At 63.1% G+C, this 22,897-nt stretch carries 19 protein-coding genes and 4 tRNA genes; 18 read left to right on the top strand and 5 right to left on the bottom strand.

The genetic code is table 11. The features are described from left to right. Positions 1–90: 90 nt before the first annotated feature. Positions 91–2,178: an excinuclease ABC subunit UvrB gene (uvrB, locus tag D9M09_RS18660; RefSeq protein WP_121670102.1), complete on the bottom strand. Its 2,088-nt coding sequence runs from the start codon at positions 2,176–2,178 to the stop codon at positions 91–93. A gap of 112 nt (positions 2,179–2,290) precedes the next feature. Between uvrB and D9M09_RS18655 the strand changes: the two genes are divergently transcribed. From D9M09_RS18655 to D9M09_RS18640, 4 genes are all read left to right on the top strand, one after another. After that, on the top strand, positions 2,291–3,505 hold the full coding sequence (locus D9M09_RS18655; RefSeq protein WP_205602267.1) for an aromatic amino acid transaminase: 1,215 nt from the start codon (positions 2,291–2,293) through the stop codon (positions 3,503–3,505). Positions 3,506–3,636: 131 nt separating this feature from the next. Further along, a tRNA-Asn gene (locus D9M09_RS18650) sits at positions 3,637–3,712 on the top strand. Between the two features lie 136 nt (positions 3,713–3,848). Next, a tRNA-Asn gene (locus D9M09_RS18645) sits at positions 3,849–3,924 on the top strand. A gap of 186 nt (positions 3,925–4,110) precedes the next feature. Continuing rightward, complete coding sequence (locus D9M09_RS18640) at positions 4,111–4,857, top strand: alpha/beta hydrolase (protein ID WP_070311895.1); 747 nt, start codon at positions 4,111–4,113, stop codon at positions 4,855–4,857. 12 nt (positions 4,858–4,869) lie between these two features. Here the strand turns inward: D9M09_RS18640 and D9M09_RS18635 are convergent, their stop codons facing one another. Further along, entirely contained in the window at positions 4,870–5,808 is a 939-nt protein-coding gene (locus tag D9M09_RS18635; protein ID WP_240453420.1) for an alpha/beta fold hydrolase, read from the bottom strand. A gap of 203 nt (positions 5,809–6,011) precedes the next feature. On the opposite strand from D9M09_RS18635, the gene D9M09_RS18630 reads away from it, so the two are divergent. The 8 genes from D9M09_RS18630 (at position 6,012) to D9M09_RS18595 (ending at position 13,009) form a co-directional block, all read left to right on the top strand. Continuing rightward, a complete protein-coding gene (locus tag D9M09_RS18630) occupies positions 6,012–6,338 on the top strand; it encodes a Dabb family protein (RefSeq protein WP_070224169.1) in 327 nt (108 codons plus the stop codon). A 73-nt stretch (positions 6,339–6,411) separates the two neighbouring features. Next, positions 6,412–6,487, top strand: a tRNA-Asn gene (locus D9M09_RS18625). A 138-nt stretch (positions 6,488–6,625) separates the two neighbouring features. After that, positions 6,626–6,928 (top strand): hypothetical protein, encoded by a 303-nt coding sequence (locus D9M09_RS18620; RefSeq protein WP_205602266.1) that lies wholly within the window; start codon positions 6,626–6,628, stop codon positions 6,926–6,928. 348 nt (positions 6,929–7,276) lie between these two features. After that, the gene (locus D9M09_RS18615) at positions 7,277–7,936 is read left to right on the top strand and encodes a sugar dehydrogenase complex small subunit (protein ID WP_121670100.1); all 660 of its coding nucleotides are present in this window, start codon (positions 7,277–7,279) and stop codon (positions 7,934–7,936) included. Beyond that, on the top strand, positions 7,933–9,591 hold the full coding sequence (locus D9M09_RS18610) for a GMC family oxidoreductase (RefSeq protein ID WP_070224167.1): 1,659 nt from the start codon (positions 7,933–7,935) through the stop codon (positions 9,589–9,591). Before D9M09_RS18615 ends, D9M09_RS18610 begins: the two co-directional genes overlap by 4 nt. After that, on the top strand, positions 9,588–11,066 hold the full coding sequence (locus D9M09_RS18605) for a c-type cytochrome (RefSeq protein WP_240453419.1): 1,479 nt from the start codon (positions 9,588–9,590) through the stop codon (positions 11,064–11,066). The genes D9M09_RS18610 and D9M09_RS18605 overlap by 4 nt, the downstream gene beginning before the upstream one ends. 143 nt (positions 11,067–11,209) lie before the next feature. Further along, positions 11,210–11,611, top strand: coding sequence for a GtrA family protein (locus tag D9M09_RS18600; RefSeq protein WP_070224166.1), 402 nt, complete (start codon positions 11,210–11,212; stop codon positions 11,609–11,611). A 99-nt stretch (positions 11,612–11,710) separates the two neighbouring features. Beyond that, the gene (locus tag D9M09_RS18595; RefSeq protein WP_121670099.1) at positions 11,711–13,009 is read left to right on the top strand and encodes an NCS2 family permease; all 1,299 of its coding nucleotides are present in this window, start codon (positions 11,711–11,713) and stop codon (positions 13,007–13,009) included. A gap of 69 nt (positions 13,010–13,078) precedes the next feature. On the opposite strand, the gene D9M09_RS18590 is transcribed toward D9M09_RS18595, so the two are convergent. Beyond that, the gene (locus D9M09_RS18590) at positions 13,079–13,786 is read right to left on the bottom strand and encodes a GntR family transcriptional regulator (RefSeq protein WP_070224164.1); all 708 of its coding nucleotides are present in this window, start codon (positions 13,784–13,786) and stop codon (positions 13,079–13,081) included. Between the two features lie 270 nt (positions 13,787–14,056). Between D9M09_RS18590 and D9M09_RS18585 the strand changes: the two genes are divergently transcribed. Then, a tRNA-Asn gene (locus D9M09_RS18585) sits at positions 14,057–14,132 on the top strand. A gap of 151 nt (positions 14,133–14,283) precedes the next feature. Here the strand turns inward: D9M09_RS18585 and D9M09_RS18580 are convergent. After that, complete coding sequence (locus D9M09_RS18580; protein WP_227742012.1) at positions 14,284–14,667, bottom strand: hypothetical protein; 384 nt, start codon at positions 14,665–14,667, stop codon at positions 14,284–14,286. 340 nt (positions 14,668–15,007) lie between these two features. Between D9M09_RS18580 and D9M09_RS18575 the strand changes: the two genes are divergently transcribed. Both D9M09_RS18575 and D9M09_RS18570 read left to right on the top strand, forming a co-directional pair. After that, positions 15,008–15,799, top strand: coding sequence for an alpha/beta fold hydrolase (locus D9M09_RS18575; protein ID WP_070224163.1), 792 nt, complete (start codon positions 15,008–15,010; stop codon positions 15,797–15,799). Then, positions 15,796–16,173 (top strand): VOC family protein, encoded by a 378-nt coding sequence (locus D9M09_RS18570; protein ID WP_070224162.1) that lies wholly within the window; start codon positions 15,796–15,798, stop codon positions 16,171–16,173. Before D9M09_RS18575 ends, D9M09_RS18570 begins: the two co-directional genes overlap by 4 nt. Positions 16,174–16,196: 23 nt before the next feature. On the opposite strand, the gene D9M09_RS18565 is transcribed toward D9M09_RS18570, so the two are convergent. After that, positions 16,197–16,895, bottom strand: a complete 699-nt coding sequence (locus D9M09_RS18565; RefSeq protein WP_240453418.1) for a hypothetical protein — start codon at positions 16,893–16,895, stop codon at positions 16,197–16,199. Between the two features lie 139 nt (positions 16,896–17,034). Here D9M09_RS18565 and D9M09_RS18560 point away from each other — a divergent pair, with 139 nt between their 5' ends. The 3 genes from D9M09_RS18560 (at position 17,035) to tagF (ending at position 22,890) form a co-directional block, all read left to right on the top strand. Beyond that, positions 17,035–17,874 (top strand): M15 family metallopeptidase, encoded by an 840-nt coding sequence (locus D9M09_RS18560; RefSeq protein WP_121670098.1) that lies wholly within the window; start codon positions 17,035–17,037, stop codon positions 17,872–17,874. Between the two features lie 217 nt (positions 17,875–18,091). Beyond that, positions 18,092–21,913 carry a type VI secretion system membrane subunit TssM gene (gene tssM, locus D9M09_RS18555; protein ID WP_121670097.1) on the top strand — a complete coding sequence of 1,274 codons (3,822 nt, stop codon included), beginning with the start codon at positions 18,092–18,094 and terminating at the stop codon, positions 21,911–21,913. Beyond that, on the top strand, positions 21,910–22,890 hold the full coding sequence (tagF, locus tag D9M09_RS18550) for a type VI secretion system-associated protein TagF (protein WP_121670096.1): 981 nt from the start codon (positions 21,910–21,912) through the stop codon (positions 22,888–22,890). The genes tssM and tagF overlap by 4 nt, the downstream gene beginning before the upstream one ends. Positions 22,891–22,897 lie beyond the last annotated feature (7 nt).

Genomic DNA, 22,897 nt, shown 5'->3' with positions numbered 1-22,897 from the left:
ATATTGCTGGCGTTGGTTTAAGTGCTGATGTCGGATTGCGCTGGCCTGTCAGCCAGCTAATCCGACCTGCGCCATGCCAGCGCGTGGGGCTTATTTGCCCAGTATCGACGCCACATTGTCGGTGCCGGGCGCGCCGAACAGCTGCTGCTTGAGGATGTGCAGCTGGTCGCGCACTTGCGCCGCCTTTTCGAACTCCAGGTTCTTGGCGTGGTCGACCATCAGTTTTTCCAGGCGCTTGATTTCCTTGCTGACCTGTTTCTCGCTCATCGCTTCGAATTTCGCCGCTTCCTGCGCCACCTGCAGGGTCTCGCGCGCTTCCTGCGGGCTGTAGACGCCGTCGATCATTTCGCGGATCGATTTCTTCACACCGATCGGGATGATGTTGTTGGCCGTATTGAAGGCGATCTGCTTGGCGCGGCGGCGTTCCGTCTCGTCGATGGCGCGGCGCATGGAGTCCGTGATGCGGTCGCCGTACAAAATCGCCGTGCCGTTCAGGTTACGCGCGGCGCGGCCGATGGTCTGGATCAGGCTGCGTTCGGAGCGCAAAAAGCCTTCCTTGTCCGCGTCGAGGATGGCGACCAGCGATACTTCCGGCAAGTCCAGGCCCTCACGCAGCAGGTTGATCCCCACCAGCACGTCGAAGGTGCCCAGGCGCAGGTCGCGCAGGATTTCCACGCGCTCCACCGTTTCGATATCGCTGTGCAGGTAGCGCACCTTGATGCCATGGTCGCCCAGGTATTCCGTCAATTGCTCGGACATGCGCTTGGTGAGGGTGGTCACCAGCACGCGCTCGTCCTTCTTGATGCGCTCGACGATTTCCGACATCAGGTCGTCCACCTGGCTGCTGGCGGGGCGCACGATGATTTGCGGGTCGACCAGGCCCGTGGGGCGCACCACCTGTTCGACCACCTGGTCGGAGTGGTTCTTTTCGTAGTCTGCCGGGGTGGCCGAGACGAACACGGTCTGGCGCATCTTCTGTTCGAATTCCTCGAATTTCAAGGGCCGGTTGTCGAGCGCGGACGGCAGGCGGAAGCCATAGTCGACCAGGTTCGTCTTGCGCGAGCGGTCGCCGTTGTACATGGCGCTCAGCTGGCCCGTCAGCACGTGCGACTCGTCGAGGAACATCAGGGCGTCGGGCGGCAGATAATCGACCAGGGTCGGCGGCGGTTCGCCGGGCAGCGCGCCGGACAGGTGGCGCGAATAGTTCTCGATACCCTTGGTGAAACCGATTTCCGCCATCATTTCCAGGTCGAAGCGCGTGCGCTGTTCCAGCCGCTGCTCTTCGATCAGTTTATTTTCCTTGCGGAATAACTCGAGGCGCTCGCGCAGCTCGTCCTTGATGGTCTCGACGGCGCGCAGCACGGTGGAGCGGGGCGTGACGTAGTGCGAGCCCGGGTACACGGTGAAGCGGGGGATCTTTTGCCGTACGCGGCCCGTCAGCGGATCGAACAGCTGGATCGATTCGATCTCGTCGTCAAACATTTCCAGGCGCACGGCCAGCTCCGCATGCTCGGCGGGGAAGATGTCGATCGTGTCGCCGCGCACGCGGAAGGTGCCGCGGCCGAAATCGACCTCGTTGCGCGTGTACTGCATCTGGATCAGGCGCGCGATGACGTCGCGCTGGGCGACCCTGTCCTTGACGCGCAGGGTCAATATCATCTGGTGGTATTCGTTCGGATTGCCGATACCGTAGATGGCCGAGACGGTGGCGACGATGATGACGTCGCGCCGCTCCATCAGCGATTTGGTGCACGACAAACGCATCTGCTCGATATGCTCGTTGATCGACGAGTCCTTTTCGATGAACAGGTCGCGCTGCGGCACGTAGGCTTCGGGCTGGTAGTAATCGTAGTAGCTGACGAAGTATTCGACGGCGTTCTGCGGGAAAAAGTCGCGGAACTCGCTGTACAGCTGCGCCGCCAAGGTCTTGTTCGGCGCGAAGACGATGGCGGGCCGGCCCATGCGCGCGATGACGTTGGCCATGGTGTAGGTCTTGCCCGAACCGGTCACGCCCAGCAGGGTCTGGAAGGCCAGTCCGTCGGCAATCCCTTCTGACAGCTGGTCGATTGCCGTGGGCTGATCGCCGGCCGGAGGGAAGGGCTGGTGCAGCTTGAAGGGGGAGTCCGGGAAAGAGATAATTGCGCTTTCCGCCTCGCTGGCGGTAGATAATTCGGGCATGTGAATCAGACCTTTGTTAGAATAGTGCTCTGCTGGCGGCCCTGGCGTTGTATTTCGGGGCGCTGTCTACAACTCCGCTGTGAACCTGCTTCCAATCGAATCCAATCTTATCATGACGAACCCAACTGTTTCTGCCAGTCTGTTTAGCGCCATCGAGATGGCCCCACGCGACCCGATCCTGGGCATCACCGAAGCATTTAACGCGGACCAGAATCCCGCCAAAATCAATCTGGGCGTTGGCGTCTATTATGACGACAACGGTAAAGTGCCTCTGTTAGCTTGCGTACGCAAGGCGGAAGCCATCCTGATCGAACAGGCCGCCCCACGCACCTATCTGCCGATCGAAGGCCTCGCTGCCTACGACAAGGCGGTGCAAGAACTCGTATTTGGCGCCGATAGCGCTGTAATTCAAGAGCGCCGCGCCGTCACCGTGCAAGCCATCGGCGGCACGGGCGCACTGAAGATCGGTGCCGACTTCCTGCAGCGCTTCGCGCCGGGTGCCCAGGTCTACATCAGCGACCCGAGCTGGGAAAACCACCGCGCGCTGTTCGAGAACGCCGGTTTCGTTGTGAATAACTACACCTACTACGATGCCGTCACCCATGGCGTGAACTTCGACGGCATGCTGGCCAGCCTGAACGCCATGCCAGCCGGTTCCATCGTCGTGCTGCACGCCTGCTGCCACAACCCGACCGGCGCCGACCTGAGCGTGGCCCAGTGGGACCAGATCATCGCCGTCGTCACGTCGCGCGGCCTGGTGCCGTTCCTGGACATGGCCTATCAAGGCTTCGCCAACGGCATCGCCGAAGACGGCGCCGTGGTGCGCCGCTTTGCCGACGCGGGCGGCCCGCTGCTGGTGTCGAACTCGTTCTCGAAATCGTTCTCGCTGTACGGCGAGCGCGTGGGCGCGCTGAGCGTCGTCGCCGCCAGCGCCGATGAAGCGGCCCGTCTGCTGTCGCAACTGAAGCGCGTCGTGCGCACCAACTACTCGAACCCGCCAGTCCACGGCGGCAAGGTGGTCGCCACCGTCCTGGCCACGCCGGAACTGCGCCAGCTGTGGGAAGAGGAACTGGCCGGCATGCGCGTGCGCATCCGCGAAATGCGCAATGCCTTCGTGGAAAAGCTGAAAGCCAAGGCGCCAGGCCACGACTTCGAATTCGTGCGCCAGCAAATCGGCATGTTCTCGTACTCGGGCCTGAGCAAGGAACAAGTGGCTTCCCTGCGCGAGCAATCGATCTACGCCGTCGACACGGGCCGTATCTGCGTGGCAGCATTGAATTCGCGCAACATCGACATCGTTATTGACGCGATCGCCAAAGTGCTTTAAGATCTTGCTTCTTCGGCGCTGCATGCAAGTGTGGCGCTGATGGCAATAGAAAGTCGGCGCTGGCCGTGTTTGTGAAGATGCAGTATCCATCTTGCAAATATGGAACAAGCGACATATAATATTGCCTCTTTTCCCTGATAGCTCAGTTGGTAGAGCGACGGACTGTTAATCCGCAGGTCCCTGGTTCGAGTCCAGGTCGGGGAGCCAGAATTCGGAAGGCCACGTTGAAAAACGTGGCCTTTTTTGTTTTTGCGCTGTCGGCGGGCAGCTGCTGTCCGGAATAGAAATTTCCCTGGGGGAATCTGGACATGTGCTTGCTTGCCCTATATAATACGGCCTCTTTTCCCTGATAGCTCAGTTGGTAGAGCGACGGACTGTTAATCCGCAGGTCCCTGGTTCGAGTCCAGGTCGGGGAGCCAGAACATCAGCAGTATCGAAAAGCCCAGCCTTCACCGGTTGGGCTTTTTGCGTTTCAGAGCATGCATGAGGCATCCGTGTCATTACTCTTGATCCCGCGCATAGGCCGCCAGGCACCCGGCGCTATGCTGGAGGCGACAAGGCGCCGGCAGGCCTGTCATCGCCTTCAACTTCCTGGAGGGGCTGAAATGGATGAGGTCACAAGTGTTGGGTCGGCAACGATCGTGCTCGTGCATGGCGGTTTTGTCGACGGGTCGGGTTGGGAAGCCGTTTACCGGGCGCTGCGTGACGAGGGTTGTCACGTTGCCATTGTGCAAAACCCAACGCTATCGCTGGCGGACGATGTGGCCGCGACCGGACGGGTCATCGCCGCGTCGCCGGGTCCCGTGGTCCTCGTTGGTCATTCGTATGGCGGTGCCGTGGTCACGCAAGCGGGGAACGATCCCAAGGTCAAGGCATTGGTCTACATCGCGGCGTTTGTGCCGGATCAAGGCGAGTCCGTCGATTCCTTGCTGAAGAATGCCCCGCCTGGCGCACCGGTGCCGCCGATCTTGCCGCCGCACGATGGCTTCCTGTTGCTCGACCAGAAAAAGTTTGCGGCCGCCTTCGCGGCCGATGTGCCCAGGGACAAGGCCCGCTTCATGGCGGTATCGCAAGTGCCCTGGGGAGTGGCCGCGCTGACCGGCGTGGTCAGCGCGCCAGCGTGGAGGAGCAAGCCCAGCTGGTACCTGGTGGCGACTGAGGACAAGATGATTGCGCCGGCGATGCAACGCAAGATGTCCGAACGCGCGGGCTCGAAGGTGGTCGAAGTCGCCGGCAGCCATGCCATTTACATTTCGCAAGCCCATGCGGTGGCGACGCTGATCCGCAAGGCCGCCGCCAGCATTGCCGGCGACCAGGCCAGCCTGTCCGCTTCCGGGATTGGTGTCCCGTGACGGGGCGTCGTATCAGGACTTCGGCGCCGCATCCAATGTCTTGATGATGGCTTCCTGGAACTGCACCGGTTCATCCTGGTGAATTTGATGCCCGGAATGGTCAAAGAAAAACAGCCCCTTCTTTGGCGCCTTCAATGTTTCAAAATACGCTTGCGTGATCCTGGTCGAGGTCTGGATATCGTTTTTGCCGACGAAGAAATACACGGGGCAGTCAACGCTCTTCAAGGTCCTGGGCAGATCGATGTTCATGACCTCGTTCCAGGCTGGCGACCAGGTTTTCGACCATTGAAGAAAGCCCGTCTTGAAGCCCTCGCTCGTGGCAAATTCCTTGCCATCCTTGTAAAAAAGCCATTTCCTTAAATAAAACATGCTTTCGTCACTTGCAAACGGGAAACTAACGCTGTCCAGTTCCTGGCTGGCGACGGCATTGTCCTTGAAATGCACTTTCAAGGTTTTCAGCAATTCTTTCTCGCTTTCCAGCTGGCTCACGACAGGATTGGACGCGAAATAAGCATGCAGCAGTTCCGGATGATGCTTGACGATATAAAAGCCCAGGACGTTGCCCCAGGAACTGCCCAGCAAGTATATTTTTTGCTGCTTGAGCTCTTTTTGTAGAAACGTGATGACCTGGTACGTGTCCTGCTCCATCTGCGCGACGGAAGGCTGGCGTGGCGATGGATTCAGTTTCAGGGTTTTTCCTGCATCGCGCTGGTCCCATTGCACAAGCGTAAATCTCTTTTTCAGGATGGCGGTAAACGCATCCGCATTTTTCATCATCGAACTTCCCGGCCCGCCCGATAAAAAGAGAAGAGCAGGCTTGTTGGAGTCATCTGTTTTGATTTCCACAAACTGCTTTATCCCGCCAATGTCGGGAGTCAGCAGCGCGTCGATGGCAAGCGGAACGGGTTGTGCTTTACATGCATAAAATGGAATCAAGGCGATGAATAACACGGCCATTATGCTGTTTTTTGTCATGGGCTGGTATGGATGGTTGCTGGCAGGTATGGGGTGTCCATGTAGGATGTTATCCGAATAACATGTTGCATATGAAAAATATCTGCAGCGCGTCCGCAGTGGCGCCATGGCAGGCTGCGGCCTGTGTCTTTTCCCGTTTTGCGCTATCCTGAATGCAACCCCATAGGAGAGTTGCCACCATGACCTGTTCTATCCCGTTGCGCCATATCGTTCTCTGTGATTTTCTTGAGGACATCACACCGGCCAAGCATGCCGAGCTGGTCTATGAATTTTCCCAGCTTAAACATCGCATCCCCGGCGTGCTGCAATTCGAATGGGGGCCGAACGTCAGCCCGGAAGGCCTCGATGACGGCTTTACCGATTGCTTCAGCTTGAGTTTTGCCGATACGGGCGCGCGCGATGCGTATCTGACCCATGCCGCGCACCAGGCTTTTGTCGAGCTGCTTAAGCCATGGCTGGGCCGCGTACTCGTGTTCGACTATCATCCGCAGGAAAATCCGGGCTGAGGTATGCCGCGCATAATTTTTTTCGCGTAAATCTGGACAACTGAAAATTTGCGCTATAGAATGCGGCCTCTTTTCCCTGATAGCTCAGTTGGTAGAGCGACGGACTGTTAATCCGCAGGTCCCTGGTTCGAGTCCAGGTCGGGGAGCCAGAACATCAGCAGTATCGAAAAGCCCAGCCTTCACCGGTTGGGCTTTTTGCATTGTGACATTGCACGCAGATGTGTCGAAAAGCATCTGTCATACTTGCAGGGCATATTTGCCGCCTCTCGAGGAACACAAGCCTTCCCATGAAGAATATCTGCGCCCTGGTGCTGATGCTGGCCGCCGGCATCGTCTATGCGCCCCTTGCCGGCGGCCAGGGACGCCAGCCCTTGTCCGAAGCGAAGGTCAAGCAGCAGATCATCGCCGAATCGATTGCCGCCTATCCGGGGCGCTGCCCCTGTCCCTACCATGCCGCCAAGAATGGCAGCGCTTGCGGAGGACGCAGCGCATGGAGCAGGAAGGGCGGTTATGCCCCCATTTGCTACGAACGCGAAATCAGCAGCGAGATGGTGCGCAAGTGGCGCGAGGAAAATGCCGCGGCGCCGTGACCATTGCCTCCTGCGCAGCGTCTGCAGCTGTGCCGGCGTGGGGGCGATGCCCAAGCGGCCCCATAAATCGTGGTACAGCCTGACTGGCACGAGGCCCGTATGGCCGTCGATATCGCCGGACGCCGCCCTCGTGCGATGCCGCTATCTCGCCCCTGGTCGGCACATGTTCTTGCTGGGCAGCCAGCTGGCATCCATGCCGGCATCGCGCAGGGCAAATTCTCAATAGTAATACTACATTGGCAGACAATTTACTTCTGTAGGATAATGTGGAACCGGTTCCATTTATGCGCAAATGCAATGTGGCGCAATCATCGAAGTCAATAAAACAACAAGTCTTGCGGGAGTCTCATGAACTATCCAGGCAGCGAACCATCTGCAACATCCGTTTCATCCCTTCCCCGGATCAGCCGCCGCCACGCCCTGATCGGCCTGGCCGCCTTGCTGGCGCAGGCCGGTTTCTGGAGCAATCCGCTCTCGGCCGCCATGCCGGCGCCAGCCAGCGCTCCGGCGCCCGGCCGGGCGCCTGCCACGATGCTGTTCTACACCTTGTCGCAAACCATCACGGGCCACCGCGACCTGTCCGCCGCGACGGCGGCGCGCATCGAGCAAGCCATGCGCACGAACCTGCCCGGCTTCGCCGAGCGCTTGCCGCAACTGGGCGCGCTGCTCGTCACGGGCCAGGAAGCCAAGGCCCTGCTGGCCGCCGCCAGCGCCGCCGATGCGGCTTTGCGTGAGCTGGCGCTGGCCATCGTTGCCGCCTGGTACACGGGCACCGTCACCGGCCATCCTGAGCAGGGCACGAAGTCCATCGTCGTCGCGTATGCGGAAGCCTTGATGTACCGCACGGTGGCCGATGGCCAGGTCGTGCCGACCTATTGCAATTACGGCCCCCTGTGGTGGCTGAAGGCGCCGCCGGCCGTGCGCGTCTCCGCGCCCGTGGCGCCCAAACCCGTACCGGCCCCGGCCACTACCGGCACTCCCGAACCGAAAGGCAAGCAAGCAAAATGAAATCACCGCAATTCAAGAGTAATGGCGACGTCGTCGCCGATGTTGTCATCGTCGGCACGGGTGTCGTCGGCGCCATGATGGCCGACCAGCTGGCCGCGCAAGGCCATTCCGTGATCATGCTGGAAGCGGGCCTGCGCATCGAGCGGGGACAAGCCGTGGAAAACTGGCGCAACATGCCGTTCGAGAACCGCGTCGGTTCCGACTTCCAGGGCCTGTATCCGCAGGCGGACAATGCGCCCGCGCCTCTGTATTTTCCGAAGAATAACTATGTGGAATTGTCCGGCCCCAGCGGCAGCAGTTTCCAGCAGGGCTATCTGCGCACGGTGGGCGGCACGACCTGGCATTGGGCCGCGTCGTGCTGGCGCCATTTGCCGTCGGACATGCGCATGAAGAGCGATTACGGCGTCGGGCGCGACTGGGCCATTTCCTATGAGGAACTGGAGCCCTACTATTGCCGCGCCGAGCAGGAAATGGGCGTGGCCGGCCCCAACGATCCCGCCTTGCAGTCGCCCAGCGAGCGCAGCGCGCCGTACCCGATGGACATGGTTCCCTGGGGCTATGGCGACAAGCGCTTCGCCGAAGTGGTCAACCCGCACGGCTACCGTTCCGTGCCGATTCCGCAAGGGCGTTCGACGCGCCCATGGCAGGGCCGTCCCACGTGCTGCGGCAATAACAATTGCCAGCCGATCTGCCCGATCGGCGCCATGTACAACGGCATCCACCACGTGGAGCGGGCCGAGCTGAAAGGCGCGGGCGTGCTGGCCGAGGCCGTCGTCTACCGCATCGACACGGACCAGAACAACCGCGTGACGGCCGTGCACTGGTATGACGCCAAGAAACAGTCGCACATGGCGACGGGCAAGGCCTTCGTCATCGCCTGCAACGGCATCGAAACGCCCCGTTTGCTGCTGCTGGCGGCGAACCAGAATAATCCGAACGGCATCGCCAACAGTTCGGATCAAGTCGGCCGCAACATGATGGACCACTCGGGTTTCCACTGTACCTTCCTGGCCAATGAACCGATCTGGACGGGCCGAGGCCCCGCGCAAAGCAGCTGCCTGGTGGGCCCGCGCGACGGCGCCTTCCGCGCACAGTATTCGGCCAACAAGATGATCTTGAACAATATCACCAGGGTGGGACCTGCAACGCAGCAGTCATTGAAGCTGGGCCTGGTGGGCAAGGACCTCGACGACGAGATCCGCCGCCGCGCCGCGTTCGGCGTGGACCTGTCGATCAGCCTGGAACCGCTGCCCGAAGCGCACAACCGCCTGACCTTGAGCAAGACGCGCAAGGACCCGCTGGGCCTGGCCTGTCCCGACATCTACTATGACGTAGGCGATTACGTACGCGATGGCGCGAAGGCCGCGCATGCGCAGCTCGAACACATCGGCAAGCTGTTCGGCGCCGTGGAATTCCATATCACCGACAGCCTGAACGCGAATAACCACATCATGGGCGGCGTCATCATGGGCAGTAACCGTCTTGACTCCGTGGTCGACGGCAATTGCCGCGCCCACGACCACGCCAACCTGTGGCTGCCGGGCGGCGGCGCCATGCCGTCGGCCAGCGTCGTCAACACGACCCTCAGCATGGCCGCGCTCGGCTTGCGCGCGGCCGACGACATCGCCCGCACCCTGGCAAGGGAGGCTGCATGATGCGCCGTTTCTTGCTGGGCCTGACCCTGGCGGCCGGCTTGCCGCTGGCCGCGCGTGCTTTACCACCTGTGCCGCCGGCGCCGCCCGTCACCCTGACGCCGGACCGTCCGGCCGCGCCGGCCGCAAGCACAGCCGCCAAGCCCGATGCACGGCTGGAGCGGGGCCGCTACCTGGCCATCGCGGCCGACTGCATGGCCTGCCATACGGCAGCGGGCGGCAAGCCGTATGCGGGCGGCTACGCTATCGATTCGCCGCTGGGCACGATTTATGCCACTAATATCACGCCCTCCAAAAAAGGCGGCATCGGCCACTACACGGAAGCCGACTTTGCGCACGCCCTGCGCGCAGGCGTGCGCGCCGATGGCAGCCATCTGTACCCGGCCATGCCCTACACCAGCTATGCGCAGCTGACGGATACGGACGTGGGCGACCTGTATTACTACTTCATGCAGGCAGTCAAACCCGTCGACGAGCCGGCGCGCCAGACGGCCCTGCCATTCCCGTTCAATGTGCGCCTGTCCATGCTGGGCTGGAACACCTTGTTCCTCGACAATAAACGCTTCGTGCCCGATCCGGCGAAGAGCGCGCAGATCAACCGCGGCGCCTACCTGGCCGAAGGGCTGGCGCACTGCAGCGCCTGCCACACGCCGCGCAACGCGCTGATGGCGGAAATCGGCAGCCAGACCCTGGCGGGTGCCGCGCTCGGCTCCTGGCATGCGCCGAACATCACGTCCGACAAGGTCAGCGGCATCGGCGCGTGGACGGATGCGGAGCTCACGGCTTACCTGAAGACGGGTCACGTGGAAGGCAAGGGGCAGGCGGCGGGCGGCATGGCCGAAGCCATCCAGAACAGCCTGCAATTTTTGCGCGACGACGACGTGGCCGCCATCGTGGCCTGGTTGCGCACCGTGCCGCCCGTGCGCGCGCCGGGGCAGACCAAGGCTGCCTTCAGCCACGGCAGCGCCGCCAGCGAGGAAGCGGCATTGCGCGGCATGGCCGCTGCCACCGAGCGTCACTCCTTGAATAGCGGCGCCGTGCTGTTTTCCGGCTATTGCGCCAGCTGCCATTCGGCCAGCGGCACCGGCAGCACGGGGCAAAGTTATCCGGCCCTGTTCAACAACACGGCCACGGGCGGCAACACGCCGGCCAACCTGGTCTCGGCCATCCTGTTTGGCGTCGAACGCAAGATCGAAGGGGAAGAGCACGAAGCGTTCATGCCCCGCTTTGACCAGCGCTCGTACGTGCAGCCCTTGACGGATGAGCAGATCGCTTCGATCGCCAATTACGTGCTGAAACAGTACGGCAACCCGGAGGTGTCGGTGACGCCTGCCTACGTGGCGCAGGCGCGCAGCGGCGGCGAAAAACCGCTGCTGGCGCGGGCGCAGCCGTTCATGCTGCCGGGCGGCATCGCGGTCATCTTGCTGCTGATCGCGCTGTGCGTGTGGCTTCGCCGGTGCCGTCAAGTCAAGAAATAGGCATCGGAGCCGTGGAGTATCGGCGGCGAATATGAACGTTGGGCGCAACTTGCAGTAAAATGCAGGCTGAAAAATGGTTACGAGCAATCGTAGCCATTTTTTATTCTGGCCCGATCCTGCTATCGTTCATTTGAAAATTGACAATGTCCCATTCCCTGCATCACCAATTCTTGCGTTTCGCCGCCGTCGGCGCTTCCGGCACGGCCGTGCAATACAGCGTGCTGTGGGGCGGCGTGGAATGGGCGGGCATCAGCGCCGCCGCCGCGTCCGGCATCGGCTACATCCTCGGTTCCGTCGTCAACTACCTCCTGAATTACTTTTTCACGTTTAAAAGCGACAAGGGCCATGGCGAGGCGGCCAGCAAGTATTTCACCCTGCTTGGCATCGGCTGGTGCATCAATACGGGCCTGATGTGGCTGCTGGTACACCAGCTGGGCTGGTATTACTGGCTGGCGCAGGTGCTGGCGACGGGCATCGGGCTGGTCTGGAATTTTGCGGGCAGCCGCTGGTGGGCCTTCAAGCCGGCCGGCGCGCCAGGCAAGTAATCAAGTAAGCAAGTAAGCAAGTAAGTAGTTGTTGCAAGAAAAAAAGATGCGCATAGTCCAAGACCAGGCGCGCGGTTTTACCAAAACAAGGGGTTAATCATGCAGTTCCTGGAACGCTATTTCAAACTGACGGACAACGGGACCAATGTGCGCACGGAGCTGTTGGCCGGCCTGACCACGTTCCTGACGATGGCCTACATCATCTTCGTCAATCCGACCATCCTCGGCGACGCGGGCATGCCGAAAGACGCCGTGTTTGTCGCCACCTGCCTGGCGGCCGCCATCGGCACACTGATCATGGGTCTGTACGCGAACTACCCGATCGCGCTGGCGCCGGGCATGGGCTTGAACGCGTATTTTTCGTATGCGGTGGTCAAGGGCATGGGCATGAGCTGGGAAGTGGCGCTGGGCGCCGTCTTCATTTCCGGCTGCCTGTTCATCCTGGTCAGCCTGTTCAAGATACGCGAGATGATCATCAACAGCATCCCGCCCGCGCTGCGCACGGCGATCACGGTGGGTATCGGCCTGTTCCTGGCCATCATTTCGCTGAAAAGCGCGGGCGTGGTGGTGTCGAACCCCGCCACCATCATCGCACTGGGCGACTTGCACCAGGCGGCGCCCATCCTGGCCATCCTCGGTTTCTTCATCATCGTCGCGCTGGACCGCCTGAAAGTGCCGGGCGCCATCCTGATCGGCATCCTCACCATCACCATCGCCAGCTTCTTCTTTGGCGGCAACCAGTTCAACGGCATCGTCTCGGCGCCGCCCGCCATCGAACCGACCCTGTTCAAGCTCGACATCATGGGCGCGCTGTCGATCGGCATCGTCAACGTGGTGCTGGTATTTTTCCTGGTTGAACTGTTCGATGCGACGGGCACCCTGATGGGCGTGGCCAACCGTGCCGGCTTGTTGAAAGACGGCAAGATGGAACGCATGAACAAGGCCTTGCTGGCCGACAGCACGGCGATCGCCGCCGGCGCCTGCCTGGGCACGTCGAGCACCACCGCCTTCGTCGAAAGCGCTGCCGGTGTGCAAGCGGGTGGCCGCACGGGCTTGACGGCCGTCGCCGTCGCGCTGCTGTTCCTGGGCAGCCTGTTCTTCGCCCCGCTGGCGCACACGGTGCCGCCGTACGCGACGGCGCCCGCGCTGCTGTACGTGGCCTGCCTGATGCTGCGCGAACTGACCTTCATCGACTGGGATGACAGCACGGAAAGCATCCCGGCCGCCATCACGGCGCTGATGATGCCGTTTACGTATTCGGTGGCCAGCGGCGTGGCCTTCGGTTTCATCACCTATGCGGTATTGAAACTGTTGACGGGCAAGGGCAAGCAGGTATCGGTAGTGGCCTACATCATCGCCGCCATCTTCCTGTTCAAGTTCATCTACCTGGGCGAATAGCAAGTTTGCCTGCAAGCAGTGACAAGGCCGCCCGTGCATCAGCAGGGCGGCCTTTTCTTTTAGCGCCGCTTACATGAGCAGCGCGGCGACCAGGTCTTTTTTTGCGTCGCCGGCGCTGCCGTCGAAGCGCAAGGCCGCTTCCACGTGCGCCAGGTGCTCGACCATCAGGTGGGCCGCCAGATCGGCGTCGCCGCTGCGTGCCGCATCGAGAAAGCGGCCGTGTTCGTCGCACGAGCAGGCGGCCGCGTGGCCCGACTGGTACAGCATGGTGATGAGCGAGCTGCGGCCCACCAGTTCGCGCACGATGTCGCGCAGCACGGCGTTGCCGGCGATATCGGCCAGCAAGACGTGGAAGTCGCCCAGCAGTTGCGAGCGCAGCGGCGTCGCTTGCGCCAGCGCCAGGCGTTCCGCTTTCAGGTGCCGATCGAGCATCCTGTAGTCGGCAGGTTTGGCCTGCGCGACGAATTCGCGCGCCAGGGCCGCTTCGATGATGCGCCGCGCGGCAAAGATGTCGCGCGCTTCCGCTTCGGTGGGCTGGCTGACGAAGGCGCCCTTGTCGGGCACCATGCGGATGAGTTTGTCTTTCGAGAGAATCAGCAGGGCGGCGCGGATCTTGGTGCGGCTGACGCCATACAGCCGGCACAGCGCCTCTTCGCGCAGCCGCGTGCCGGGCGGCAATTGGCGCGCCACGATGGCGGCCGCCATATGTTCGGCAATTTCTGCCGAGCTGTCGCCGCTGCCGGCCTTGTCTACCAGGGTTGCGCTTGATTCTGTCATGTCGGGTAAGAGCAGTCAGCCAGGGGCAAGGCGAACCTTGCAAGCGCATGTCCGCGCGGCGGCGTGGTTGACGCCCCGCTGCCGGCATGCCGTTGTGCGCCTTGCGTATCGGCAAGGCATGGCTATTCTACTATCTTGCCTGGCGGCGCGCAGACGGGGCCCGCCGCCTGGCGAGGCATGCTCCCTGGCTGCCTGTTTTGCTGGCCATGCGGCAACCATGTAGTAACGACTGGACATGGGAAATTTTGACGTATATAATTCGGCCTCCTTTCCCTGATAGCTCAGTTGGTAGAGCGACGGACTGTTAATCCGCAGGTCCCTGGTTCGAGTCCAGGTCGGGGAGCCAGAACAAGCAGCAGCAAAGGGCCACGTGGCAACACGTGGCCCTTTTGTCATGTGCGCATGGTTTTCATCCATGCTTGCCATGCCGTCAGTGTATCAACGGCCTGCACGATGCCATCCCGCTGGTGGCAGGGGTACGCGCAATGATGCCCGGATCAGGGATCGACAAACACGTCGAAGCGCACCTTGAGCGGGCTGCCCCAGGAGATTTCTACCCAGGCGCGGAAGCCGCCGTTGTATGGCGCGATGTTATACACGGCCATGCGGGCGGCGCCGATGAAACGGTCCTGGGGATTCGCGCCATATTCGCTGATATTGAGAAATACGCGCGAATTGGCGTGCACATTGGCATTGGCGAAGTTGACCGAAGGATGCACGCCATTGGCCGTCCACGTATAGTAGGTGGTGAAGGCAGCGGGACTCAGGTTCAAGTCCTGTGCGGCCGCGCCTTGGGCGCTTTGGCCTTCCTGCTCCATCGGCGTATCGGTTTCATCCAGTGCCAGGTTGCTGCCGGTGCGATGTTCTACTTTCATTTCCATGATGTACTCCTGATCGATAGTTTGGACGCCGCGCCTGTCGTCGTGCGGCAAGACGCCCTATCTGTGCTGCCGTGACGGCCAGTGTCACGTCCTGGCTGATAAGGTAGCCGCCTGCTCCATGCTGTTGGAGTAATTCATTCTAGGCATACGCGGGGGCGGAAAGCGCGCTGGGCCGCCGGAAAAGCGGCGTGCGATTGTGCTGGCGCAAACACCTTGCAAGCAGGCGGCAAGATATTTTCCCCCAGGCTATTTTTACGGGGCCGCCACGCATGCGGCGCAGGACAATGGCACAATAGGCCCAGCCGACCTGCCGATACGGAACCCGTTGCGAGCCTAGCCCATGCCGATACTGAACCTGAGTGCCGAAACCGATATCTATTACGAACTGATCGAAGGCGACCCCGTCAAGCCCTGCCTGGTATTCCTGCACGAAGGACTCGGTTGCTGTGCGATGTGGAAAGATTTTCCCGCGCAGCTATGCCAGGCGACGGGGTGCCGCGGCTTGCTGTATGACCGTCATGGCTATGGGCGGTCGTCGCCGCTGGCGGCGCGGCGCCAACTCCATTATTTGCACGACTATGCGCTGTGCGAACTGCCGCAAGTGCTGGCGGCACTGCTGCCGGGGCAGGACCATTTTCTCGTCGGCCACTCCGATGGCGGCAGCATCGCCCTGATCTATGCGGCGCAGCAGCCGCCGCGCTTGCGTGGCATCATTACCGAGGCGGCGCACGTGTTTGTCGAAGGCATCACGCTCGATGGCATCCGCGTGGCGGACGCGGCGTTTGGCGCGGGCAAGCTGCGGGCGCTGGCGAAATACCATGGCGACAAGACGGAATCGATCTTCAAGGCCTGGTCGGACACCTGGCTCAGCTACGGTTTCCAGTTCTGGAACATCGAATACCTGCTGCCTTCCGTCGAATGCCCGGCGCTGGTGGTGCAGGGCAGCGAGGACCAGTACGGCAGCGCGGCCCAGGTCGACACGATCGTGGCGCAGGCCCTCAACGCCATGCCCGCCATGGTCGAGCAGTGCGGGCATACGCCGCACCAGGAGCAGCCGCAGGCATTGCTGGCGCTGATGGAAGGTTTCTTGCAAGGCCGCATGGACGCGGCCGCTCACCCGAAAACTATATGATAGACCACCTCGATCATCTGGTATTGACCACCCGCGACAAACCGGCCTGCATCGATTTCTATACGCGCGTGCTGGGCATGCAGCTGGAAACGTTCGGCACCGGCCGCCATGCTTTCAAGTTTGGCGCGCAAAAGATCAATCTGCATGAAGCCGGCAAGGAATTCCTGCCCAAGGCGGACCTGCCCACGCCCGGCGCGCTGGACCTGTGCTTCATCGCGGCCGTGCCGCTGGACGTGTTCATCGCCCATCTGGCGGCGCTGGGCATTGCCATCGAGGAAGGACCAGTGTCCCGCACGGGCGCCAATTGGCCCATCCGCTCCGTGTATCTGCGCGACCCGGACCGTAACCTGATCGAAGTGTCCGAGCGCGCCTGAGGTTTCATGCGGCGCCCAGGCGTTCAATGGCAGGCGGGATCGCTGTCCCAGCGGCCCGAGCAGATGCGCGAACGGCACAGCATGCCTTCGATCAGGCCCAGCTGCTGACAGCGCCGCAACAGTTCCGCCGTGTCCTGTTCCTGTCCCTGTTCCTGTCCCTGCTCCTGCCTGCGCAGCACCACGTCGCGCACGGGCGGCGCCATGCCTTCCTGCCGGTGCGCATGCGCGACCATCGCCGTGAGCAAGGCGACGTCGCTGTCGCCGGATGCGGCGGCCGGTTTCGCTCCCTGTGGGCGGGCGACCGCCTGGCGCGCGGGCGGCGGCGTCTTCGGCGGCGCGCTTGCGTTCGCGGCGACCGCAGCAGGCAAGGGCGGCGCCGCCGTATTGACGATGGTGGCCGCCTGTGCCGCGTGCGGCAGCGCCGTTGCTGCTGGCGCGGGCGGAATCTCGGTCATGGCTGTGACGGGCGCCGGCGGCAGGGGCGGCACCTCCGTGTCGTAGGCAAGCACGGCCATGATCAGCACCGCCAGGCACAGTGCGCCGGCGGCGCCGTACCGCCAGCCGGGGCGCCAGCGCGGGGCCGGCATGGCTGCGGGCGCGGCGGCGCCGTGCTCGAGCTGCGACAGGATGCCCTTGCCTTCGATGCGCGCGCCAGCCGCGCCGGCCTTGCTCAGCAGGTCAGGACCGCGCGCCTGGCCATCTCCGGTTTTCAGTAAAGACAAAATATCACCTCCGCAATGGATCAAATTCGACTGACCTTGATGTAAACCGCGCTCATGCGGGCCGCGGACGCCTACGATCTAACGATACCGCCGAGCAATGGATTGCCCGGCCCCGCCGATTCCCGTCACGGAGCGCCCCATGTTTGTCGCCCTGGTCCTGATGTATTTCCTGCTCGCCTGTCTCGCTTGCTGGCTGCTGCTGTTTCCCGGTGGCCGCGCCATCGTGCTGCACACGCTCGTCAACCTGGGCTGGCGCATGCAGCGGCGCGCACAAGGGTTGCAGCGGGGAGGCGGCGCGCAGTGGCAGCGCATGCAGCAGCACACGGGCTCGGGCATGTCGCGTGCATGGCGGCTGCTGTGGCGGCATCGCTGGCTGAGCCTGGCAGGCAGCGTGCTGGTCATCGTGCCCCCGCTGCTGGCCTGGCTGTCCAGCGACCGCATCGCCCTGCGCGGCTATGCCGACCAGCAACACGTCATCAATGACCAGGTCAGCGACTTGCTTAAGGGCGAACAGCTGGTACCGCCACCGACCTTGCCGCCGCTGCTGTTTTCCACTGCCGAAGTCACGCAGCTGCGCCCGCTGCTGGGCGGCGCCAGCCGCAACTGGCAATTGCTCGACCACGATTTCGCGCAACGCCTGCTGCTGGTCTTCAAGATCATGAAGGAGGTGCATGGCTATGACATGGTCTTGCTGGAGGGCTATCGCAGCCCCGCGCGCCAGGACCAGCTGGCGGCGGCAGGCCCGAACGTGACCAACGCGAGGGCGTTTCAGAGCTATCACCAGTACGGCCTGGCCGCCGATTGCGCATTCATGCATGAAGGAAAGCTCATCATTTCTGAAAAAAATGCCTGGGCCATGCGCGGCTACCGTTTATATGGCGTGACGGCCGAATCGGTAGGCCTGCGCTGGGGCGGGCGCTGGACCATGATGGATTTTGGCCACACGGAATTGCCGCAACCGCGCGGGCCGGGCAAGTAAGCCGCGCCAGCCATTCTAGCGCCGCGTACCGGCCTGAATTTCACCGCTGCAAGCTTACTTGCGCAGCGTCAATTGCACACCGGCGCGGGCCGTGCGCTGGCACCAGATACTTGTCGTATGTCAACAAAGGCGCGCCGCATTGCTGTCAGCATGGGCCGAATCCGCCTCGCTGCGCGGCGGCGTTCCTCCTGTTTTGCGACCTCACTCTGGGCTCATCATGCTGCGACGACTCTGGCATTTCCTCACCGACAGCCGCAATCTGACCATCTTCGGCTTCGTGGCGCTGGCCGTGTCCCTGTACCTGGGCGCCGAGGTGCTGGAAGTGGCGCTGATCTGGGCGCTGGCCTTGCTGCTGCTGGCTTTTGTCACGTGGCTGGGCCTGTGGCTGTGGCGCCGTCGCCGCGCGCGGCGCAATGCGCAGGCGCTGGGCCAGGCCATCCTCAACGAGGCCGAGATCGCCGCCGCGCAGGCGGCCTCGTCCTCGACGGCCAGCAACACGCAGCAGGGCGAACTCGATGCCGTGCGCACGGGCATGCTGGCCGCCATCGAGACCATCAAGACCTCCAAGCTGGGCCTCAAGTCGGGCGCCGCCGCCCTGTACGAATTGCCGTGGTACATGATCATCGGCAATCCGGCCGCCGGCAAGAGCAGCGCCATCCTGCATTCGGGCCTGCAGTTTCCTTTCGCCGACGGCAAGATCGTGCAGGGCGTGGGCGGCACGCGCAACTGCGACTGGTTTTTCACCACGGACGGCATCGTGCTCGACACGGCAGGGCGCTATTCCGTCGTCGACGAGCACCGGGGCGAGTGGTTCGGCTTTCTCGACCTGCTGAAAAAATACCGGCGCAAGGCGCCCATCAACGGCATCCTCATCGCCGTCAGCATCGCCGAATTGAAGGGCGACCCCGACGTCGGCATGCAGCTGGCGCGCAGCCTGCGCAAGCGCGTGCAGGACGTCATCGAGCGCCTGGAAGTGTTCGCGCCCCTGTACATCGTGTTTACCAAGGCGGACCTGATCGCCGGCTTCACGGAGTTTTTTGCCGATGCCGAACGCAGCGAGCGCGAGCGCGTATGGGGCGCCACCATGCCCTACCAGCGCAAGCTGCCCACGGCCGACTTGCTGAGTTTTTTCGACCAGAGCTTCGATGAATTGCACGATGGCTTGACGGAGCTGAGCCTGGCCAACATGGCGCACCGGCAACGCAAGACGATGGCGCCCGGCGTGTTCACCTTCCCGCTGGAATTTGCCGCCATCAAGCCGGCCCTGCGCGCCTTCATCGCCACCCTGTTCGAGGAAAACCCGTTCCAGTTCCAGCCCGTGTTCCGCGGCTTTTACTTGACCAGCGCGCTGCAGGAGGGCGAGCCCGTCAGTGCCTCCTCGCAGCAGGTGGCGCGCCGCTTCGACCTGGCCTTCGCGCCGGCCCCGGCCACGGCGCCATCGGGCGCGCGCCAGCATGGCTATTTCCTGCTGGAGTTGTTCCGCAAGGTGATTTTTGCCGACAAGCACCTGGTGGCCACCTATGCCAACCGCGCCAGGCTGCGCTTCAAATATGCCGTGTTCTTTGCCGCCACCGTGTCGCTGGGCGCCTGCCTGGGCGGCTGGAGCTGGTCCTACCTGGGCAACCGGCAACTGGTGGCCAACGTCGAGGCCGATCTGAATAAAGTCGTGAAGCTGCAGGAGAAGCGCCTGGACTTGCAATCGCGCCTGGAAGCGCTCGAGATCTTGCAGGACCGCATCGAGCAGCTGGAAGCGTACCGGGAACAAAGGCCGTGGTCCTTGCGCCTGGGCCTGTATCAGGGCGATTTACTGGAGCGCAAGCTGCGCGAGGAATATTTCGCCGGCGCGCGCCAGGTCATGCTGACCCCCGTGGCGGGCGCGCTGGAAGCCTTGCTGTTCGAGATGAACGCCAGCGCCAACCAGCTGCAGCCCACGGCGCGCACGCCGCAGACGCCGGGCGCCGCATCGCCCGCTGCGGCTCCCGCCGCGCCGCGCAGCGTGCAATACCAGGCGGCCAGCGCGACGAATGTGGAAGACGCTTACAACGCGCTGAAAACCTATCTGATGCTGGCTGACAAGACGCATGCGGAGAGCAGTCACCTGAACGACCAGATGACGCGCTTCTGGCGCGGCTGGCTGGAGGGCAACCGGGGCGCCATGCCGCGCGAGCAGATGATACGCAGCGCCGAACGGCTGCTGACGTTTTACCTGGCGCAGATCGGCGACCCGTCCTGGCCGCGCATCGAGCAAAAGCTGGCGCTGGTCGACCAGGCGCGCGAAAACCTGCGCCGCGTGGTGCGCGGCATGCCGGCGCGCGAGCGCGTGTATGCCGACATCAAGGCGCGCGCTTCGACGCGCTTTCCCGGCATGACGGTGGCGCGCATCGTCGGCGAACAGGATCAGGCCCTGCTGGCGGGCAGCTACGCCGTCTCCGGCGCCTTTACGCGCCAGGCCTGGGAAAAGTTCGTCGAGGGCGCGTTTCGCGATGCCGCCAACCGCGAACTGCAAAGCGCCGACTGGGTGCTGAAAAGCGCTTCCACCGACGACCTGACCCTGGAAGGCAGCCCGGAGCAGATCGAGAAAAACCTGGTGGCCATGTACAAGGCCGACTACGCGCGCGAATGGCAAAAATTCGTGCAGGGCGTGGCCGTCGCCGACCTGAAGGGTTTTGACGGCGCCGTGCAGGCGATGAACCGCCTGGGCGACCCGCAGTCGTCGCCGATCGCCAAACTGCTGACGACGATTTACGAAGAAACCTCGTGGGACAACCCGGCGCTGCAAAATGCCCAATTGCGCAAGGCCGAGCGGGGCATCATCGCCTGGTTCAAGGAAACCGTGCTGCGTCGCGCGCCGTCGCAGCTGACGGCCAATCCCGGCGTCAATGCGCAGCTCGATCCGGCGCGCCTGGACAAACCGATGGGCCCCGTGGGACGCGAATTTGCCGGCGTGGGCAAGCTGGTGGCGGCCAGGGACAACAATGCCTCGCTGATGCGCGCCTACCTGGAAGCGCTGTCGAAACTGCGCAGCCGCTTGAACCTGCTGAAGAACCAGGGAGACGCAGGACCGGGCGCGCGCCAGTTCATGCAGCAGACCTTGGAGGGCAGCGGCTCCGAGCTGGCCGACGCCCTGAAACTGGTCGACGAGCAGCTGCTCACGGGGATGAGCGACGCGCAAAAGCAGGCGATACGTCCCATCCTCGTGCGCCCGCTGATGCAGACCTTTGCCGTCATCGTCGCACCGGCCGAACTCGATATCAACAAGACTTGGGCGGCGCAGGTATATGAACCGTTCCAGAAATCGCTGGCCAACAAGTATCCGTTCGCGCCCACGGCGCGCATCGAGGCGAGCAACCTGGAGATCGGCCAGTTCTTCGGTCCGGAAGGCCTGGTGGCGAAATTCGTCACGACGTCCATGGGGCCGCTGGTGGTGCGGCGCGGCGACGTGCTGGCGCCGCGTACCTGGGCCGACATGGGCATCAGCCTGTCGCCGCAGGTGGTGGCGCGCTTCCCCGGCTGGATCGCGCCGCTGGGCGCGGGCGGCGTGGCGGCCACGTCGACGGCGGCGCAAACCGTGTTCCAGATCCAGCCGTCGCCCGCACCGGGCACGCTGGAATACACGGTGGAGATCGACGGCCAGCAGCTGCGCTACCGCAACACGCCGGCGCAGTGGACGAACATGGTCCATCCGGGGCCGCAGGGCGCGACGGGCATGCAGGGGGCGCGCATCACGGCCGTCACCTTCGACGGACGCACGGTGGAACTGTTCAACGAGCCGGGGCAGTTCGGCTTGAAGCGCATGATCGATGCGGCGAGCAAAAAGCGCAAGGACGGCGGCGTGTTCGAACTGCGCTGGGCGCGCGGCGAGGTGGCCGTGGCGGTCGACCTGAAAATCACCAGCAGCGCGGAAACGACGGCGACGGGTGCGGGCGGGACTGCGGCGGTGCAGGAGCAGGGCTTTCGCGGCATGCAGCTGCCCGAGACCATCGTGGGTGCGCCTGCTCCTGTGCCGGTCATCGCCGCGACTGCGGGAGTGTCGCCATGATGCGCGCGCAACAGCAGGTGCGCCTCGGTTACTTCGGCAAGATCCCCGCGCGCGGCGATTTCATCAAGGCTTGCGACAATCACGCGCTGGTGCAGCTGCTCGACGACTGGCTGGCGCAGGTCATGACTGCGCTGACGGTGGAGCCGCGCTGGAAGCTCAATTACGACGCCTTGCCGCCGCTGCGCTTCGCCTTCGTCGGCACGCGCAGCCGGCGCGCCATCGCCGGGCGCCTCGAAGCGAGCAACGACCAGTCGCAGCGGCGCTTCCCCTTCATGGCCATGGGCGCGCTGGAAATCGACGCCGCCGAAGCCTTTGTCGGCTGCAGCCCGCTGGCGCTGGCGCCGCTGTGGCAGCGCGTGGAGCAGCTGTCGCAGGGTATCGTGGCCAGCCCGGAGCCGGGTCCGGCCTTGCTGGCGCTGGCCGGCAACGTGGTGGAAATTGAACCGGCCGCGCCTGAGCACGCGGCGCGGCTGGCCGCCTTTTTGCAGGCGCAGACCGTGCATGGCCTGCAAACGATGCTCGCTTCGCCCGCGTTCCCGGTGACGGTGCGCGAATTGCTGCTGGGCCTGGGCCTGCTGCTGCAGCCGGTGCGGCGGAGCGGCTTGCCGCGCCTGGAAAAAAGCCTGGTGCTGCCGCTGCCGCAAGACGCGCAGCTGCGCGAACTGGTGGCCAGCTTCTGGCTGCATCTGATCGCGCCTTTCCTGCGCCAGGCCGATTTCGAACTGGCGCTGTTCTTTTCCCACCTCGACGAGGCGCCCGTGCTGGTGATCGGCTTTTGCGGCGCCGACCCGCATGGCTTGCGCGCGCTGATCGATCCGCAGGCCGGCAGCGAACGGCTGATCATCTTCGACCAGCTCGACTGGGTCGAGGAGCAGCTGGGACACGCATCGGCGCTGCGCCGGTTGTCCGCCTGTTTGCAGCAGGAGCAGCTGTCGCTGCGCTCGGCCTGCGCCATGTTCACGAATACCTTTACCTGAGGGATTG

The organism is Janthinobacterium agaricidamnosum (genome assembly GCF_003667705.1).
Lineage (GTDB): Bacteria > Pseudomonadota > Gammaproteobacteria > Burkholderiales > Burkholderiaceae_D > Janthinobacterium.
The sequence above is the reverse complement of the archived record's forward strand: the minus strand, read 5'-3'. Positions and strand labels throughout refer to the sequence as shown.